At 43.0% G+C, this 17,123-nt stretch carries 19 protein-coding genes and 1 pseudogene; 3 read left to right on the forward strand and 17 right to left on the reverse strand.

Going from position 1 to position 17,123, the window contains the following annotated elements:
* Window positions 1–27 precede the first annotated feature (27 nt).
* The 3 genes from BLR64_RS18900 to BLR64_RS18910 form a co-directional block, all read right to left on the reverse strand.
* Window positions 28–834 carry an HAD-IIA family hydrolase gene (locus BLR64_RS18900; protein WP_167360726.1) on the reverse strand — a complete coding sequence of 269 codons (807 nt, stop codon included), beginning with the start codon at window positions 832–834 and terminating at the stop codon, window positions 28–30.
* Window positions 835–939: 105 nt separating this feature from the next.
* On the reverse strand, window positions 940–1,554 hold the full coding sequence (locus tag BLR64_RS18905) for a glycerol-3-phosphate responsive antiterminator (RefSeq protein WP_090716473.1): 615 nt from the start codon (window positions 1,552–1,554) through the stop codon (window positions 940–942).
* Between the two features lie 233 nt (window positions 1,555–1,787).
* Window positions 1,788–2,480, reverse strand: coding sequence for a metal-dependent hydrolase (locus BLR64_RS18910; protein WP_090716475.1), 693 nt, complete (start codon window positions 2,478–2,480; stop codon window positions 1,788–1,790).
* Window positions 2,481–2,691: 211 nt separating this feature from the next.
* Here BLR64_RS18910 and BLR64_RS18915 point away from each other — a divergent pair, with 211 nt between their 5' ends.
* Window positions 2,692–3,477: a hypothetical protein gene (locus BLR64_RS18915; protein ID WP_090716476.1), complete on the forward strand. Its 786-nt coding sequence runs from the start codon at window positions 2,692–2,694 to the stop codon at window positions 3,475–3,477.
* 72 nt (window positions 3,478–3,549) lie between these two features.
* On the opposite strand, the gene BLR64_RS18920 is transcribed toward BLR64_RS18915, so the two are convergent.
* The 7 genes from BLR64_RS18920 to BLR64_RS18950 form a co-directional block, all read right to left on the reverse strand.
* On the reverse strand, window positions 3,550–5,478 hold the full coding sequence (locus tag BLR64_RS18920) for a thioredoxin domain-containing protein (protein WP_090716478.1): 1,929 nt from the start codon (window positions 5,476–5,478) through the stop codon (window positions 3,550–3,552).
* Window positions 5,479–5,515: 37 nt separating this feature from the next.
* Entirely contained in the window at window positions 5,516–5,677 is a 162-nt protein-coding gene (locus BLR64_RS31050; protein ID WP_074108930.1) for a DUF255 domain-containing protein, read from the reverse strand.
* Between the two features lie 269 nt (window positions 5,678–5,946).
* Window positions 5,947–6,390 carry a DUF488 domain-containing protein gene (locus tag BLR64_RS18930; protein ID WP_090716480.1) on the reverse strand — a complete coding sequence of 148 codons (444 nt, stop codon included), beginning with the start codon at window positions 6,388–6,390 and terminating at the stop codon, window positions 5,947–5,949.
* 11 nt (window positions 6,391–6,401) lie between these two features.
* Window positions 6,402–6,827 carry a DUF488 domain-containing protein gene (locus tag BLR64_RS18935; protein ID WP_090716482.1) on the reverse strand — a complete coding sequence of 142 codons (426 nt, stop codon included), beginning with the start codon at window positions 6,825–6,827 and terminating at the stop codon, window positions 6,402–6,404.
* A 103-nt stretch (window positions 6,828–6,930) separates the two neighbouring features.
* The gene (locus tag BLR64_RS18940) at window positions 6,931–7,578 is read right to left on the reverse strand and encodes a dual OB domain-containing protein (RefSeq protein ID WP_090716483.1); all 648 of its coding nucleotides are present in this window, start codon (window positions 7,576–7,578) and stop codon (window positions 6,931–6,933) included.
* 841 nt (window positions 7,579–8,419) lie between these two features.
* The gene (locus tag BLR64_RS18945) at window positions 8,420–9,394 is read right to left on the reverse strand and encodes a hypothetical protein (RefSeq protein ID WP_090716485.1); all 975 of its coding nucleotides are present in this window, start codon (window positions 9,392–9,394) and stop codon (window positions 8,420–8,422) included.
* A gap of 203 nt (window positions 9,395–9,597) precedes the next feature.
* Window positions 9,598–11,106, reverse strand: coding sequence for a recombinase family protein (locus tag BLR64_RS18950; protein ID WP_167360727.1), 1,509 nt, complete (start codon window positions 11,104–11,106; stop codon window positions 9,598–9,600).
* 113 nt (window positions 11,107–11,219) lie between these two features.
* Here BLR64_RS18950 and BLR64_RS30380 point away from each other — a divergent pair, with 113 nt between their 5' ends.
* Window positions 11,220–11,393, forward strand: coding sequence for a hypothetical protein (locus tag BLR64_RS30380; RefSeq protein ID WP_167360728.1), 174 nt, complete (start codon window positions 11,220–11,222; stop codon window positions 11,391–11,393).
* Between the two features lie 50 nt (window positions 11,394–11,443).
* On the opposite strand, the gene BLR64_RS18955 is transcribed toward BLR64_RS30380, so the two are convergent.
* The 7 genes and pseudogenes from BLR64_RS18955 to BLR64_RS18985 form a co-directional block, all read right to left on the reverse strand.
* Complete coding sequence (locus BLR64_RS18955) at window positions 11,444–12,034, reverse strand: hypothetical protein (RefSeq protein ID WP_090716488.1); 591 nt, start codon at window positions 12,032–12,034, stop codon at window positions 11,444–11,446.
* A gap of 196 nt (window positions 12,035–12,230) precedes the next feature.
* Window positions 12,231–12,557, reverse strand: coding sequence for a hypothetical protein (locus BLR64_RS18960; protein ID WP_090716490.1), 327 nt, complete (start codon window positions 12,555–12,557; stop codon window positions 12,231–12,233).
* 174 nt (window positions 12,558–12,731) lie between these two features.
* Entirely contained in the window at window positions 12,732–12,992 is a 261-nt protein-coding gene (locus tag BLR64_RS18965) for a hypothetical protein (RefSeq protein WP_090716491.1), read from the reverse strand.
* Between the two features lie 75 nt (window positions 12,993–13,067).
* Window positions 13,068–13,616 (reverse strand): annotated as a pseudogene (locus tag BLR64_RS18970) (site-specific integrase).
* Between the two features lie 260 nt (window positions 13,617–13,876).
* Window positions 13,877–14,764 (reverse strand): ECF-type sigma factor, encoded by an 888-nt coding sequence (locus BLR64_RS18975; RefSeq protein ID WP_090716493.1) that lies wholly within the window; start codon window positions 14,762–14,764, stop codon window positions 13,877–13,879.
* A 242-nt stretch (window positions 14,765–15,006) separates the two neighbouring features.
* Window positions 15,007–15,447: a hypothetical protein gene (locus BLR64_RS18980; protein ID WP_090716494.1), complete on the reverse strand. Its 441-nt coding sequence runs from the start codon at window positions 15,445–15,447 to the stop codon at window positions 15,007–15,009.
* Between the two features lie 314 nt (window positions 15,448–15,761).
* Window positions 15,762–16,433 carry a hypothetical protein gene (locus BLR64_RS18985; RefSeq protein ID WP_090716496.1) on the reverse strand — a complete coding sequence of 224 codons (672 nt, stop codon included), beginning with the start codon at window positions 16,431–16,433 and terminating at the stop codon, window positions 15,762–15,764.
* Between the two features lie 385 nt (window positions 16,434–16,818).
* Here BLR64_RS18985 and BLR64_RS18990 point away from each other — a divergent pair, with 385 nt between their 5' ends.
* A complete protein-coding gene (locus BLR64_RS18990) occupies window positions 16,819–17,052 on the forward strand; it encodes a helix-turn-helix domain-containing protein (RefSeq protein WP_090716497.1) in 234 nt (77 codons plus the stop codon).
* Window positions 17,053–17,123: the final 71 nt, after the last annotated feature.

Genomic DNA, 17,123 nt, shown 5'->3' on the forward strand with positions numbered 1-17,123 from the left:
ATCTGTTCAACCTCCTTGTGAATGGGTCTAGCTTGTTCTTTCATGTATGATCCCCGGCAAAACAATATCGGCCAGCGTGTCCAGCACATAATGCGGCTGAATCTGCATCCGCTCAATGTCGGTGCGCGAGCTTACTCCTGTAAGGACCAGCGCAGTATGCATACCGCTGCCGGTGCCCATCAGAATATCCGTCTCCAGCCGGTCACCGACCATTAGACATTGCTCCGGGGCAAATCCCAGCTTGTGCAGTGCTTCCCGGGCGTAGTACAGCGACGGCTTACCCATCACGAGCTCGGATGGCTTCCCTGCTGCGATCTCCAGCGCTTTGACGATGGCCCAGGTATCGGGGATATACCCGCCCGGCACCGGGCAGACCGGATCGGGATTCACGGCGACCAGCTTTGCCCCCGATCTTGCCGCCGTCATCCCCAGCCGCAGCTTCTCGTAAGTGAAGCTGCGGTCCATGCCGATCAGCACATGCGTTGCCGCTGCCGGTTCATCCGTAACAGCCACGCCGCACAGCTCCATCTGTCTGCGCATCACCTCTTCACCAACCAGATACAGCCTCGCCTCCGGCTCCTGCCGGGCAAAATACATCCCGCTGACATACAGCGCGGTCAAGATCTCCTCTTCCCGGCAGCTCAGGCCCATTGCGGCCAGCCGGTTCAGGCAGTCCAGCGGGGTGTGCACCGCACTGTTGGTGAGAAAAAGAATTTTTTTGCCGCGCCTGCGCAGCTCTGTTACTGCCTGCTCCACCCCCGGAAGCAGCCGGTCGCCTATGAACACAGTTCCATCCAGATCAAAGCAATATGCCTCATACGAAGCGATGTCCATCTGCGGCCACCTCATTTCTCTCATGTTGCCGGTACAACCGGAATTTTGCGCACAAAAAAACCAGCTTCAGATAAGGAAGCTCTCCTCTACGCGTATAGGCATACGTTAGATCGGAACACCAATTTCTGACCGCTGGGTTTTCTCATCGTCTCCACCCCGGGGTGCTGTATGTAGTTTCGGTTGTTTCCATAATGACGCGTCGCCGATTGATACATAGTCTGCGCCGCTCTCCAGTGCACTGCTGATCTCTTCCTCGTGCCGGATCAATCCGCCGACAATCAGGGGCTGCTTGATGCGCTGCTTCATCTCCCTGATAATCCTCGGCATAAGACCAGGCATCAGCTCAACTTCATCGGGGTTACTCGACTTAATCATACGCAGTGCCGTTTCTATGGCCGCCGAGTCAATGGCGAACACCCGCTGAATACTGGCCAGCCCATGCTGTCTCGCTGTGGAGATGGCATTGCTTTTGGTAGTTATAATCCCGTCTACCTTAAAAGCCTCCGCCAAATACTGGATCGCCGCCGCATCCCGTCCGATTCCACCGACCATCTCCACGTGTACAAACACCTGCTTGCCCGCTTCCTGCAAAGGCCGTACAAGCTGTCCCAGATTGTTAATGTTGCCGGTCATCAGGTTTACCCTTTTCACCGTGCAGCTTATAGCCTGCCTGATCTGCGATTCTTCTGTAATGGATGCAATGATCGGGTTATGCTCCACCCTGAGGCACACTCCCTTTCGCTTATCGCCTGGTCACCGGCTTGTATGCTTCCGGCCCTGAAACCCATGTTACAGCTCTTTTGTTGGCTCCGTATTCGGGCTATGTAAAAGTTAGTGTTAACGGAGAAACAGCCATTTTGCCTTCTTTTAACCAAGCAATCGAGAACCTGCCTGCATTCCCGCACACAAAAAGGACACCACCGGAGTGATGCCCCTCTGTGAATCTAATGCTGTTACAGCTCCAGACTCTCTCCATATTCAAGCGCTGTACCGGTAATCCCAGCCTTGTTAAGGGAATCGACAAAGCTGGCCACATCCTGACGGATCGGAGGGAAGGTATTGTAATGCACCGGCAGCACCTGTTTGGCGTTCAGCCATTTGGCGGCAATCAGCGCATGCTCCGGCCCCATCGTGAAATGTCCGCCCATCGGCAGAATCGCCAGGTCGATGTTATACAGCTCGCCGAACATTTTCATGTCACTGAACAGCCCGGTGTCGCCAGCATGCAGCACAGTCTTACCTTCAGCTTCAATAATGAAGCCCGCAGGCATGCCGCCGTAAACAATCCGCTGCTCATCGTCCAGCGTAATGCCGCTGGTGTGGAAAGCGTGAATCATCGTTGCTTTGGCAAACCCGAGGTCCACCGTTCCGCCGATGTTCATCCCTATTGTCTGCTTAACACCCTTCCACCCGATATACGTAGCCAGCTCCACTGTAGCCACCACCGGCGCGTTATTGGCGATGGCGATCGGCGCAGCATCCAGAATATGATCCGCATGCGCATGGGTCAGCAGCACCGCATCTGTCTTAATATCCTCAGGCTTCGTCACCGCAGCCGGGTTACCGCTAATGAATGGATCGATAATCAGCGACTTGCCGCCTACCTCAAGCTGTACACAGGAATGGCCGTGAAAAATAATCTTCATCTCTTATCTCTCCTCTTCTCACATTTAAAAATGATGAACTTGCCGTGCAAAAGCATACCGTTTACGTTACAATGACAAATGAGCGTGGACGGACTTCGCTGCAACAGTTGCGCATTCACTTCTCCCATCGCTCAATATATCTATTTTTATAACGAACGTCTATATTTATAATATATTCGTTATCACTACCTGTCAAGAGAGGCGTGAGAACGTGCTGTCTGTCGAAAAAACGATGCTCTTCCTGCTGTCCCGTGTGGACCGGATGGGCGCTCAGCAATTTGTCGAAATCTATGAACAAAGAGGCTACACCTCTACCTATATCCGCAACAGCCTGTCCCGCCTGAAAAAAGAGGGCTATATCGCCTCACCCGCCCGTTCCCTGTACTGCATCACCTCTGCCGGACGCGCCTACATCAAATCCATCAACAGCAAACCGGCCCGTTATGAGCAGCAGTGGGATCATACCTGGGATGTGGTCATGCTTGAAGTGCCGGAGCAGGAGCGCAAGAAACGGGATGCTTTTCGTACCGCTATTCTGCAGCTTGGCTATGGGCTTTTATATAACAGTGTCTACATCTCCCCCTGGAATTACCGTCGGGAAGTGACGGACTATGTGGAGAGCCTGCAGCTCACCGGCAATGTTTCCATTCTTCGCGGCGAGTTTGCGGAAGGAACCATTACCCCTGCCAAGGCCTGGGACATCTGGCAGCTTGATAAGCTCGAAGCACTTTACTTGGACAAAAGCGCCTGGATTACCCGGGAGTTTATCCCGCTTGCGGATGAAGCCATCCAGAGCGGCGAAGCACTGCCGCTGTTCCTGCTGTTCCTGCAGATCGGCGAAGAAATGAGCGGCCTGATCATGGCCGATCCCTCCCTGCCGGATGAGCTGCTGCCGGACGGCTGGCCCGCCAAAGCCGTTATCGCCGGGCTTCAGGCCCAGTGGCGCAGGCTGGCTGCGGCAATTCCGCGGGATTCCTTTTATGCTCAGTTCACCTGAGTTAACAGGCTGGGCCGGGAATCAAGGGAAAAAGGGGCAGCCCTATCGCGGGCTGTCCCTTTTGTGTTTCTATTATACCTGCCGGCCGGTGGCCAGCAGCTCTTTGACTGCATCAAGACTGGTAAGCGGGGCATGGCAGGCAAAATCACGGCATTCGTAGGCCGTAGCCTGCCCGTCCACTGCCGGCTTATCCTGCAGATGAGGCAGGAGCTTGTGCAGCGCTTCCCCGTCATCCCCTGCATAGTTGACGATCAGCGAGGCATCCGGCAGGTAAGTCTGCTGGACCTGGGCCAGCATGCCATGCAGCACCGGGTCCTCCAGCTTGCCGGACAGCACCCATTCGCGTCCGCCGGAGAGCAGTGCCAAATGTGCCTGCAGGTACATCGAATAACCCGGCGGATATTCTCCCGCCGCAGAAGCCAATACCGCTGCAGTCCGCTCAGCCACTGCCTTCAGCTCCACATCCTGCGTAATCACCGACAGCTTATACAGCTGCTTGGCTGCAACCGAGTTGCCGGACGGCAGCGCCCCGTCATACAGCTCCTTGGAGCGGATCGGCAGTTCTTCTCCGTCTATGCCGGTGAAGAAAAAGCCCCCGCCTTCCTCGTCGCTGAACAGCGCAAGCAATCCATCCTTCAGCTGCAGCGCACGGTCCAGGTGGACCACTTGGCCTGTTGCTTCATACAGCTCAGTCAGGCCCCAGATCAGGAAGGCATAGTCGTCCACATAGGCCGGAATCGCCGCTTCCCCGTCACGGTAACGGGCCAGCAGGCGTCCATCCTCACGCCGGCGCAGCTGCTCCCAGATGAAATCCGCCGCTGCTGACGCAGCCTTGGCATACTCCGGCTTTTGCAGCGCCTTCGCGCCCTTCGCCAGCGCCGCGATCATCAGGCCGTTCCAGGCGGTAAGCACCTTATCATCCTTCAGCGGATGAATCCGTTCCTCCCGGTAAGCGAACAGCTTCTCGCGCCACTCCCCGGTCCGCGTCTTCATGCCGAGCGGATTCATGCCCATCCGTTCAGCCATATCCTCCGGCAGACCCTGCAGCAGGTTCGGAATATTGGCACCCTCGAAGTTGCCCTCAGGTGTAATACCATACACATGGCAGTAGGAGTGCATGTCCTCCAGATCCAGCGCTTCCGCCAGCTCGTCGCGGGTGAAGACATAGAACTTGCCTTCCACACCTTCGGAATCCGCATCCTCGGCAGAGTAAAACGCCCCTTCAGGCGAAGTCATATCACGCCGCACATACGTAAAGATCTGCTCGGCAATCTCCGCATACAGCGGCTTCCCGGTAATCTGGAAAGCCTCCAGGTAAGCGATCGCCAGCAGCGCGTTATCGTAAAGCATTTTTTCAAAATGCGGCACCAGCCACTCCCGGTCTGTCGAGTACCGGGAAAATCCGAAGCCAATATGGTCGTATATCCCGCCGCGGTACATACTGTCCAGCGTCTTCTCCACCATCCGCAGCGCTTCCGGCTGCTGGTAAGTCTGGCTGTACGCCAGAAGGAACGACAAATTATGCGGCGTCGGGAACTTCGGCGCATTGCCGAACCCGCCGTATTCTTCGTCGAACTGGCGCTGGTACAGCGAGAACGCTTCATGCAGCAGCTCTTCACCCGGCAGTGCTCCGCTATCCCCGCCTGCCTGCTGTGCATTCTTGCGGTCCAGCTCCTGCAAGCTTGCGAGCAGATCATCGCCGAGCTGATTCAGCGCATCGCCGTCCTGCTCCCACTTCGTATGGATCTGCTCGAGTATATCCATCAGCCCGATCCGCCCGAGCATCCGCCGTTTCGGGAAATACGTCCCCGCATAAAACGGCTTTTTGTCCGGCGTCAGCAGCACCGTCAGCGGCCACCCCCCGCTCCCGGTCAGCGCCTGACACACCGACATATACAGCCCGTCAATATCCGGCCGCTCCTCGCGGTCGACTTTGATGGCTACGAAGTGATCGTTGAGTAGCTTGGCGACATCCTGGTCTTCGAAGGATTCTCGTTCCATTACGTGACACCAATGGCAGGTACGTGTGAATCAACAACTAGCTATACCCAATAGAAAGGAAGACAGGCTTATTGTCGCGCTTGGCGACTTCAAAAGCCTCTTCCGACCAAGGGAACCAGTTCACCGGGTTATGTGCGTGTTGCAGCAGATACGGTGACTTTTCCTTGGCTAATCTATTGGGTACTTTGTGAGTTGTCATGGGGCATCACCTCGTTTCGTGTGGGATTTGGGTAAAGTATTGCTTAGGGTTAGTTTACCCAAAAAGGTGGGGGAAGGCTCAGCTGTGAATGCAGTTTTTAACCAAAAGAAAAAACGACATCTCTGCCGTTTTTAAAATATTCTTGGTGAATACTACTGGCATCAAAACCAAATACCACTTGCAAGCCATGCAAAAAGGGTCCAACATAGTTGGTCATCTAAAAAAATAACTAAGGACACTCATGTGACCACCTTTAGATACAAATGCTATCAAACCAAATGAGTTATCTTAATTTCTTTTTTATAGTTCTGCAGATACTCCGCTAGTAGTCGTCTATGGCAATGGTGAGGTTTATCTTCACTACATAAGAAACAAGAGGTTTCTTCTTCTAGAATATCATCAATGCGATTTTCAACTTTTCTTTTCTCAAGTAGACCGATATACTGTTTCTCATACTCATCCCAACTCATTAACTTTTTTTTATAAGCACTGAGAATATCTTCTGTTGGAGCAAGTATAACATCATGTTTATATTTTATGCCCACTAATTTCATGACGTATGAGAGATCATTTTTCTTGGCGTAACCGGATAATTGTGATGTGTTGTTAAGACGTGTATCTATAAGACGAGTTACACCTGCTTCTTTCATTAAATCCACAAATTTTTCCAAACTTTTTTTTGCAAATCCAATTGTACAAATTTCTTTTTTCATATACTTAACCCCTAAAAAAGCGTAATTTGTTCTACAGTAATCGGATTTAACTCTTGTACCTCTACCCCATACTGTTCAAAAAACTCGCCAACAAGTTTCCTATGACAATAACGGTGGTCTTTACAAAAGCAAACGAGAACAACGTTCTTTCCACGTAGTAATCGTTTGTACACATCGCGAAGTGCATTCAGCTTTGCATTGGATTTAAGTTCGATTAAAAATCTTGATTCATACTCTGACCACCATTCATCCCCAGGACGGTCTTTCCACTGATTTAGATACGTATGAAACAAGTCGGAAGAAGGGGAGAGATCTCTTACTATTTCAGCACCTGCAATTTCATAACCTGCTCGTGTAATGAGTAAGATATCTGCATCAAAATTGATTTTCTTCAACCCTACTGGATTTGATGTAAATACTTTTCCTTTGGGGTTCATTTTTTGATGCCTCCTTTCAAACTTACCCTTATTGTACCATAAAAGCTTGATTTTAATCCTAAAATTCACGTTCCATAACTCATCTTTCATTCCCTACTAAACATTAACGTATCACTGACGCCACAAGTTTATAATGGCACTGATCTACATTAAAAATTTCTCCTAAACTTATAACCAGTCCTATGTTATTCAAAACAAAACTACCTTCACTTTGATACGGTTTGATAAATGCATCATCTGTTATACTGAAATCAGTATAACTTACGCCATTGTATATAAAGGAAAGCTTGTATTTTAACTTTTCATATTTCTCAACAACCAGCGTAGCTCTTGTAACAAAAATGAACTTTAGTGAATAATTTTTTGATGCAGATAAGCCTGAAACAAACGAACCCAGTAATCGCTTGTCCGAGTTATGAAAAATAAAGGAATCTGCATTCTGATTCACTAATATCTTCACCTTTTCAAGTGAAGAAACCCCTGTTTTTTTCCAATAGTACCTTGAGTCATATTCATAGTTTTCTGGTTGAAAATGTTGAGGGACTGCCTTAGCTAACTCCACCTCTATTATATCAAAAATTTCAGCTTGCAAACCGTTTTCATAAGTCAAATCAACTCCCGGTACTGCACAATGAATATCTGCTTGACTTGACACAAGTCTGATCCATTTGCCAGTATGGAAATCCACGCCAGCAATACAATAATTATTATACTTTCGTGACTTTGTAAGCAGTACAATCTTAACATTCAATTGAGTCATCCCCTTCAGCCGCATCTATAGACCTATTCTAACTTCATTCTTCCGAATTTAATGTCGGAACTCGCTGTCGGATTATGAATTTTTTGATTATTTAGGCAATTTGATGTATTAATAACGCTCCTGCAAACTGCTGGAGCCTTATCTGATGTAGTTTTATATACCTTTTTCAATCACCGTATTGCACCAGCCCGTAAACCTAGACACCAATCGTACCAATAAATTGGCTTATCCTTAGCTTGAAGTGTACTTGATTCCGTCTTTACGGCTCTCGATACCGCCAATGATCGTCCGAAGTATCCTATTCTGTTATCTTGTTGTAGTCTGGTAAACACATTGCACCAGTTAGGATGTGTTGCTACAATGTCACTATTTCTCTACTCAATCCGTTCGGCTTCACCCTCACGTCTAGCTTGCTCAACTTGCTAATCAAAATATAAAAGCCCAAACGTTGTAACGTTTGGGCTTTTAAGCAGGTAAATGTGGCACTTAATTGTTATTTCAAAGGCACACCGCACTCCACATTTGCGAGACAGTTGAATTAAGCACCAAAGGTTCTCGCTTTTCTGTGAAAATCTAAACGCTCGCATGACCGAACGTCGTCTTTAAAAAGTAACAGCTTTACGTAAAATGACCAATAGGATGCCAGAGTCTATCCTTAACGTTATTTGACGGGGTATCTCCACCATAAAAAGTAACGTACTTGCTCACCGTGTCTTTACCAGTATGGCTCGTTCCCTTCTTCTACAAACCTTCCTACCATTTCCATGCTAGGTTTGCGAGCGGGAGGTCATGGATGTTTATTTAAAAAGAACAATATAACTTGAGCATTTAATTAGTTTTTACTTTTTTGCTTGTAATATAAAAGTTCCATTGAGTATCCCATCGCCACTAAACCAAATTCATTTTTATCTTTATTTGATAATTCCATAAAATACTGAGGAGTACAAGTTTCATTTGGTAAAAATTCAAGGCTCTCAAATTCAATTCCTAAATATGTTAGCTTCCCAACAGTTAAGATATTTTTAATAAGACTTTCTATAATTGATATACAAGCGCCCCTGTAATCTAGTGGAGTAAATACAACTCGTTTCTCCCAAATCCAGCGATCTTTTTTTCTCTTCTTACTTAGGAACTTTAAACTATCATTATCCACTTTAATTTGACCATCTTTTTCATTACCTAGTGAGAAACCACGTGTGTCTGACTGGATGGCTAATCCATGTTTGTAAGCATTATAATCATACATTTTTATAGTTTCTTTCGCAGCCCACTTTATCCATTCCTTCCAAGCGTTAAGTACCTCCTCTCTATTATTAACATCATCTGGTAATTGCTTATGTCCGCAGAATACATATGTAATAAGTTCGTCACTACTTAATCCCTGATAAGCAAAATTAAATTTCCCTTCACTTAAAGTAACAAGGCTTTCCTTAAAAATCTTATAATTAGTTTCACGGGAAATTTCTAACCAAGGGCTTTGTTTTATTTCAATGTGCGCTAAAAAAACTCTTAAAAAAGTCTCTAAACAATGATAATATGTGACTGACATTTCTAACTTTGCATATTTTAATAGAAGTTCTTTATTAAGAATAGTGCTTTCTGGATTAATCTCTAATACCCCAACTTTTATTTTTTGTTTTTTAATAAAATCACTGAATAATTCCGGATTAGTGATAATCTCTCCTAATAACAAAAGTCTTATCTCAAAATATTCTTCAAAATACTCATCATAAAACTCTTTGTTTAATTCTACTATCTGTTCTTTAGCTAGTCCTGTATCAGGTCCTAATAGTTCTTTTCTATTCAATGAAATCTTCCCCCAATACAAATTGATATATGATTTCGGCTTAATCTCTTACTGAAATCTTTTTGAATAAAGCCAGTAACCCATTCTCTTTTAATATTCGACAAGGTTCTCTACTCCCCTTCCAAAAGAACTAAATTTCTCCATCTAATAAACCTCAGATTTTATCCAGAGGTTTATTGTTTTTTTAAACACTTCATTTATGATTACCTATAACAAACCGTCAACTCCACCCGATTCCCTTCCCGATTATAAACAATCCGCTCCACCAATTTCTTCAACGCCCGATTCTTCTCTTCACTTGTTACCGCTTCACTCCACAGCTCTCTAAACTGCCCAATCCGCTCAATGATCTGCTCCATCGTGGTATAATTCCCTTCATCCACTACTACTTTCCTCAAATCCTGCAATTCTTCCTCCAACTTCTGAATCTGCCTTGTCCTAACTGTTTTCCGCTCCATAAAGACCTGCTTCGTTATCATATCCTCTTCGTAGGATTCATGTAGTTTGTCTAATGCCCGTTTATGCTTTTGCATCTCCTGCTCCTTCACAGCAATCATAGTCTTCGTATCGTTATAACCGCGACCTTGCTGCTCGATCTCCTGCAAAATATTTGGGTCAACATTGATGATCCGCTCATATAAAGCATCAAAAAACTCTTCGTCCAACACCTTCCCCTTCTGCTCACATTTGCTGCCATCCTTATAATGGTGATAGCATAAAGCACTCCAAAATTGGCCCTGTTTCTTGCTTTTACCGACTCTGAACTGCATTCTACATCCGCATTTCTCACAGTAGAGTAATCCCGACAGGGGGAATGTATTTCTTCGGCTATTAGGATTCATTAATCTATTCTTCATTAAACGCTCTACGATGGCATCATGTTCTCCTTGTGTCTTCAATTTCTCATGCGTTCCCATGACCTTGATTCGTTCATCTTCAGGAACAATCTCTACTTGACCACGTTTTGTTCGTGTTTTCCCGTAAGTAATGTAGCCAAGATGAATTTCGCTCAAAAGCAGTCTTTGTACGGTCACATTAGACCACCCTTTGTCCCTTCCATCCGGTTTAATGTTGTACGGCGTAGGTATCTTGTTATCCGTTAACCATATTGCAATATGCCCAAGATTAATTCCACTTAGGTATTTTTCAACTATGGCCCGATAAATAGGGCGTTTACCTTCATCCACCAGGACCGATTTGGTGTTCTTATCATAATAGTAGGGAAATGGTGGCTTACCGTTCGTCCACATGCCTTTCTTAGCTCCTGCTTCTTTTCCTTGCTTCATTCTGCGCTTTATCGTTTTGTACTCAATTCTGGCGAAGATGGACATAAAATCAAACGATACATCGTCATTGTCCACTTCCAGATCATATATCTGTCTTGGAGTGATGATTACTGTCTCCGAGTTCAAAAATGTATCTTTAATGAGTGCCCAATCCTTATTCTCCCCACGGCCTAGACGATCAATATCCATGACAACCACACCATCATACAATTTGTCTTCGACATGCCGAAGTAACTTCTGCATTTCCTTCCGGGCCTCGATCTTTTCCCCTGAGGCCACCTCTTCATATAGCCTATAGGTCCAACTCCGACTTCCGACCAAGGCCAGAAGGGTATCCCTATGCTTCGAGAGAACGTCTTCAAATTCGCCATCATCCCGAGATTTTCTTAGATATATAGCAACGTGCTTAATTGATTTACTTTCCATAAGCTTCTCTACTCCAAACGTGTTAAGATTTTTCGGCCTTCCAAGTAGAATGTTGAACATTTTTGATGACACATTATCGAAAATGACAACTGTAAATTTTTGGAGGCGTAATTATGAAAAAATGTGAGTATGTAGTTAAAGAACTCAATCGGCCATCTGGCAAGGCGCTAAGACGGTTTCATGAGCATGTTGCCGAAATCATCAGCCGAAATACCCAAGCCGAAGCCAAAATGGACATACCTCTTCCCAAAGTGCAATATTCTACACAAGATAGGCCCGAAACTTAACAAAATAAAAACAAGCCGGCGCGTATAACCACTTACGCGCCGGCTTGTTTTTATCTCAGACTATTTTGGATGAATTCCCGTTCCGCCTTTTTTAAATACTTCAATGAATTCTCAAACGAATACAGATACATCAATCGAAGCATCCTTAACTTTTCCACGGAGCCATCGGCAATAACTTGTTTTATGGCCGGGATCATCTGACTGTTGGTCACTCCGAATTTCCCCGGTTTTACAATATCTTCAATAGTGATGGCTTGCTCTACCTTCCCTCCATCCTGTTCTTGCGGAGTGACTAGCGTATTCATATCTGACGGTTCTGGCCGCTCCACAATGGCTCGCTGCTGTTCTTCCTCCACTTGCCCAGGGATCATCTCTTGTTCCTCATGAACGGTAGGTTCTTCAACTAAATTATCATCGGCTACTTTAGGCGAATCCACCGCTTCATGAACCATTTCTTGTTCTTCCGGCTGAATGGGTTCTTGCCCACAATCCTTATGAACTTGAACTTCTTCTGCTTCTTGTTGAGCATTCGCTGGCACCTCTGCACTTTGCTCTTTCACTTCCATCGGTAAAGCACTTTCCACTTTATTCTGACTTCCTCCACGGTTGCTTCTAACCGAGGTTCTATTCTTATTTGCCATGTCCAAAACCCCTATATAATGGTATTTTTTCTTGAGTCGATCTTATCAACATGCTGGACTCTCGTACACTATTTCTTCCGCTTAAATAGTTAGTATTTTGCTATGTATCTTCATTCAAAAGACACGAGAAAGCCTATAGTGAATTTCTACACTACAGGCTCCAAAAGCTACCTTAAAATGAAGTTATTCCGTATTCTTATGAACTGCCTCCCCAATCTCTTTCAATAACCCAAGGCTTCTTTCTAACCCATGTTACAATCTGCTCAGGTAAAAACTCCTCAGGAATGATATCCATACTAACAATTTGTTCAGGATTCAGACTCAGTAAATGCGGCTTAGGTAAACTGTCCAAATCCCAAACATGGTATTTATAGTGCTTTATCTTGGTCCGTTCACTAGGGGCTAAGTCCAGCGGAACACACCGCCGATTTGATTGCTCTCCGCTCTTTGTTACAAAGGTTATGCTCATCAGTTTTTTGCGCTGAATGGCATCTGCAAATCTCAGCAGCATTTGTTTATCCATAGTACCACTTCCTGACACTTTATTTCCACTTCCACAGCTTAGTTAAAAGATACATCTTGTTGGACAGGACATAACCTGATGAGTTAACTTCATACTAAAAGTGTAATTACTCATTGGTCAATAATTTAACACTTTGACCACAACGCAACTATTTTATATATATCATTTCGCAGATCAATCTTCATCAAACTCTGTTGCTGCCCAGACTTGATCCCGGCTGAGTGGTTCATCTCCTTTAAAATGCTGTTGCCCACTCTTCTGCAGATTTCCTCCGCAGTGTTTACAAGCAAAACGTTCTTTGTTTACATACATGTTCAAACCAGTTTCCTTGATGGACCTTACTATCTTGTTTTGGCAAGAACAGGTAGCAATCCATACAAACTTAACCTGCCCTGGATAGATATTTGTACCTTTGGCATTGATCACTTGCTTCATTAATATTCCGCCTCCTTCAAATGCTCCAAGAAATGCAAAAGACGTTAACCAGATGTATAACATCCGTTAACGTCTTCAAAGGTTAAGGTTGAAATAAACATTATCCAATTCTTGTCTGGTGATTCCGATGTAGGCCAGTGTGACACTCGGGGCTGAATGGTTAAGCAGCTTTTGGATTCGGGTGATATCTACACCACTTTGATAAGCATGATAAGCAAATGACTTCCTAAGTGAATGGGTTCCAATAGCTTCCTTAATGCCTACATGAGCCGCCCCTTCATTTAGTATGCGATAAGCGTGTACTCTGCTGATTGGTCCCCCACCTTTTCGGCTGGCGAACAGGGAACCTGAATGCCGTTCTGTGGCTTTTACATATTCCAAGATGGCTTTTTTACAGGTATCCGACAAAGGGAAATCTTTTCACTTACCAGTCTTCTGTTCTCGGATGCTGATCCGATCTTGATTGTATACCTCTTCCACCTGTAACTTAAGCAGGTCAGATATCCGCAAACCGGAATTGATTCCAAGTACAAACAATAGATAATCTCGGATATTCTGTCCTCGCAGATACTTTTTTAGAGCATCAATCTGTTTCTTACTACGGATAGGTTCAACAAATTCCATATCAAACACCTCTCTAACTATATGTAACTTACTATAAAATAATTATATATTATGTTACTTTCGACGTAAACGGCAAAGCTCCAGGGAACCATTAAGAACCCAGATGTCTTACCCCGCCTACCTTCGTGGCCATTTGCCTTATGTAACACTATTCTATTGTGTAACATTGAAAAAAACGGCTGTCAAACTCTCGCGATTCGTGAGGCAACTTTCGAGATGACAGCCGATTTTCGTATTTTTTATTTGTTTTTAGGATTGAGCTAAGATTGATCGTAGGATAACCACATCATCTTAATTTCTGATAATTTTCGATGTATGGTCATTCTACTCACCTTGAGTCTTTTAGATGTTTCTAAAATTGAATAATTCTTTATTCCAATATAATTAACTATTTCCACCTGATCAGCTGATAATATTTTCATAAAACCATCTAACCAGTCATTCATGATAATCGTATCTAAGGAAGATTTATTTTGTAGTTGTATTGCTAAATTAGGTTCCTGTAATAAGAGGATACTCATATCTTCTTCATTATTAAAGTCCATATTTTGAATTGTGATACCACAGTGTTTTTTATTGTTTAAACGGTTTATTATATTTCCTGAGAAAAACTCTACTGCCCTTTTATAATAAGCAGCAAAATCCATGGTATACTTATCCGGTGCATTTGGCTTCCAATTTTCTATGGATTTAAGTAAAACATCATATAACACATCTTCTAAATGATCCGATTCATAGTCATAAAGGAATAGCCTCTTTGCATTTACCGGAAGTCCTTTTATTACAAACTCCTGAAGATATCTCCACGTAAGAATTTTCAGATATTTTGACCATGCTTGGTTAAAATAATTTTGTTGCTTTGTGTGTTTGTATTGAATTATAAGACTGTTCAACGTTTCAAAATTCATGTTTTTCCACGCTCGAGCATTTTCTCTTTCATCTTGCATTTCTATTCTTTTATTTTCTTCAAATTTACGTTGGCGTTCATATTCTGCATCCTGTTCTGGTGTTACTACCTGTCCATAAGCATTAATATATAAAGTTTCTAAATATTCAAAATTCTCTAAACTTTTTCTATCACTTTCTAGCTGTTCCGGAGTTTTAACAACATTTCCCTTCCTACTCCTACTCTTTGGATATGCCTTCATTGCAAGTGCTCCTTTGCTTGTGATTAAAGGTATATTAAATACAATGAAGGTATTATCATATTGGGCCAGCGCTCTTTTTTACTTTACTTCTCACACATTTCTTATATTAATTAGCTTATCATCTTAATAATACTATTAATTAAATGAATGAAATACTGGCACAGTTTATTAATATTTTCTTCCTTTTGTATTTATTATTTAAATATTATAAAACCCTATAAATGTAACACTCTCCAGAGATTTTATTTCCCCTCAAGGGAATTCCTATTTGGATTAACACAAAAATCAATGAATTCTATTATCCAGTGAAAAGCACCTTCAAAGCTTAAATAAATACACTCACAAACCTCTTTTAAGTTACGTAAAATTTCAACGCGAGGAGTTTCCTCTTCAAATTCAAAAGCTCCATCCGCTTGGCATAAAAGTGTCGCGGTAAGTTCGGCATTATTAATGTCTGAGGTTAGAACAATCTTATAAACAAAACTTTCTTCTTCCTCTTGGGATACACTAAATTTACAATCTAAACCTGCTAAAACTGCATAATATAAAAGAGCATTGATTCTACCTTCATCCCTACTGCAATCTTTATTTTTATGATTTGCTGCTTTCATATCAACACCCTTTAAATTACAAGTATTTTCATCACTGATTTTTTCTTTTTCATCCAAATTATTATTAATCATTTTTCCCATCTCCTTAGTAAGTTTAAAAATAACACTCATCGCTCCCTAACAGCCCATCAGCTTTTACTTATAAATATTTGGCCCCTTTCCACAAATCTTTACCTATCCGTTTACCTTATGGAGTCATTATGCATCAGAAATTTTTTTAATGATAGACGTAAAATTTTCGAGAAAAATGAGTACTCGATATTGTTTACGCTTTCTTTTCCACATTTGGAGCTTTTACTCTTCAAATTATTTTCACACTTTGTATTTCTCTAAAAAAAAAGCCAACCCCAATGGAGTTGGCTAGTCATTATCAGCACTTCAATATTTCATTCTACCCAAGGTCTGCTTGAGGGCAATATTGAAATATCCAGAACATCGTTTCCGTCAATATACGCTAACGTATACTCTGTATCCCTCCCTATGTCCCCTCCGCCAAAGTCTAAACTGCAAAGTGCTGATTCACCTGGTAGTAATTTAATATTTTTATTTTCATAAACTTGTATATTTTCATTCATGAATCCTGGAGAGTATTTCGTTTGGCTTAATGAATTAGCCCCATTTCGTAAAATGACATATTCACTTGCATCTAAAAACTGAACTTTACTTGTATTATTTGTAACCTTAAATTTTATTCTTATCCAGCCAAAAAAATCACTTGGTCCCATAACATCAAATTCATTATAATTCAAACTTTCTTCCGCCAAATTATCCGTTGGTTGTGGGCTTGGTAGCGAAGTAGGTACAGCAGTATCTTCTACCACATTAATTACTGAATTGTCACTAGCAGGTAGGGAAGATTCATTAATGATTAAATTGGAATTTGAAGCATCGGCGTTTCCACTTTGATTTGAATCGTTCAAATCTCTTATTAAGGCATTAACTATTAAGACTAAAAAAACTCCTCCTATAATCCCTAAATAAATAAAAAAGTTTTTGAATGTCTTTAGGTAACCTAATGAAGCATGCTCCACGTGTAACCAAGATTTTTTTTCCTCCATAATTCCTCCATACAATTTTCCCATATCCGAATGTATTCATTTCTTTATGTACTGAATTCCAAAAAACTTCCTAATATATAACAATATCTTGTGTAACTCCACCATGACCACATTGTGGACATCTATTATCCCCACATTTAGGACAGTACACTTTAAAACAGTGAGTACATTTGTACAACGTATCCAGATGCTGTTTTTGTTCTCCACAGTTCGGACAATTTTTCATTGACTTCACCTCTTTTCTAAGAAACTTTTAGTGAAATGATAATTTCTTTATAGCTTTATTATATCACTCATTTTTGCTATTTTAAACCATTTTGTAGAGAGTTCTCTGTGTTCTCTATGAAGTAAACAGCAGATAATGGTTTCAAAAAGAGGTATCTACTTGAATATTGATTTCATTTTTGGAAAAGTGGTTAAAGCACTTCGGATAAAAAAGGATATAAGCCAAGAAGAACTTGCCTATCAAAGTAATCTTGATCGTACTTATATCTCTATGTTAGAACGTGGAGTAAATCAGCCTAGTTTGAATACAGTGTTGTCAGTAGCTAAAGGCCTTAACATGAGGGCTTCGGATTTGGTTAGGTTGATAGAAATTGAATTGGAAAAAAATAATTAAAGAGCCTACCATAGGTAGGCTCTTTATACAATTCGCTCATTCTCAAAATTCTCTTTTTCGATCTCATCAAA

This window comes from Paenibacillus typhae, from assembly GCF_900099765.1.
Taxonomy (GTDB): domain Bacteria; phylum Bacillota; class Bacilli; order Paenibacillales; family Paenibacillaceae; genus Paenibacillus_AQ; species Paenibacillus_AQ typhae.

Excerpts from the sequence above, each read along its gene's own strand:
- BLR64_RS18920 (WP_090716478.1), bottom strand. The coding sequence starts at position 5,478 with ATGGAACGAGAATCCTTCGAAGACCAGGATGTCGCCAAGCTACTCAAC.
- BLR64_RS18980 (WP_090716494.1), bottom strand. The coding sequence starts at position 15,447 with ATGATTAATAATAATTTGGATGAAAAAGAAAAAATCAGTGATGAAAAT.
- BLR64_RS18955 (WP_090716488.1), bottom strand. The coding sequence starts at position 12,034 with ATGGCAAATAAGAATAGAACCTCGGTTAGAAGCAACCGTGGAGGAAGT.
- BLR64_RS18935 (WP_090716482.1), bottom strand. The coding sequence starts at position 6,827 with ATGAACCCCAAAGGAAAAGTATTTACATCAAATCCAGTAGGGTTGAAG.
- BLR64_RS18965 (WP_090716491.1), bottom strand. The coding sequence starts at position 12,992 with ATGAAGCAAGTGATCAATGCCAAAGGTACAAATATCTATCCAGGGCAG.
- BLR64_RS18930 (WP_090716480.1), bottom strand. The coding sequence starts at position 6,390 with ATGAAAAAAGAAATTTGTACAATTGGATTTGCAAAAAAAAGTTTGGAA.
- BLR64_RS18975 (WP_090716493.1), bottom strand. The coding sequence starts at position 14,764 with ATGAAGGCATATCCAAAGAGTAGGAGTAGGAAGGGAAATGTTGTTAAA.
- BLR64_RS18960 (WP_090716490.1), bottom strand. The coding sequence starts at position 12,557 with ATGGATAAACAAATGCTGCTGAGATTTGCAGATGCCATTCAGCGCAAA.
- BLR64_RS18910 (WP_090716475.1), bottom strand. The coding sequence starts at position 2,480 with ATGAAGATTATTTTTCACGGCCATTCCTGTGTACAGCTTGAGGTAGGC.
- BLR64_RS18950 (WP_167360727.1), bottom strand. The coding sequence starts at position 11,106 with ATGGAAAGTAAATCAATTAAGCACGTTGCTATATATCTAAGAAAATCT.
- BLR64_RS18900 (WP_167360726.1), bottom strand. The coding sequence starts at position 834 with ATGGACATCGCTTCGTATGAGGCATATTGCTTTGATCTGGATGGAACT.
- BLR64_RS30380 (WP_167360728.1), top strand. The coding sequence starts at position 11,220 with ATGAAAAAATGTGAGTATGTAGTTAAAGAACTCAATCGGCCATCTGGC.
- BLR64_RS31050 (WP_074108930.1), bottom strand. The coding sequence starts at position 5,677 with ATGACAACTCACAAAGTACCCAATAGATTAGCCAAGGAAAAGTCACCG.
- BLR64_RS18985 (WP_090716496.1), bottom strand. The coding sequence starts at position 16,433 with ATGGAGGAAAAAAAATCTTGGTTACACGTGGAGCATGCTTCATTAGGT.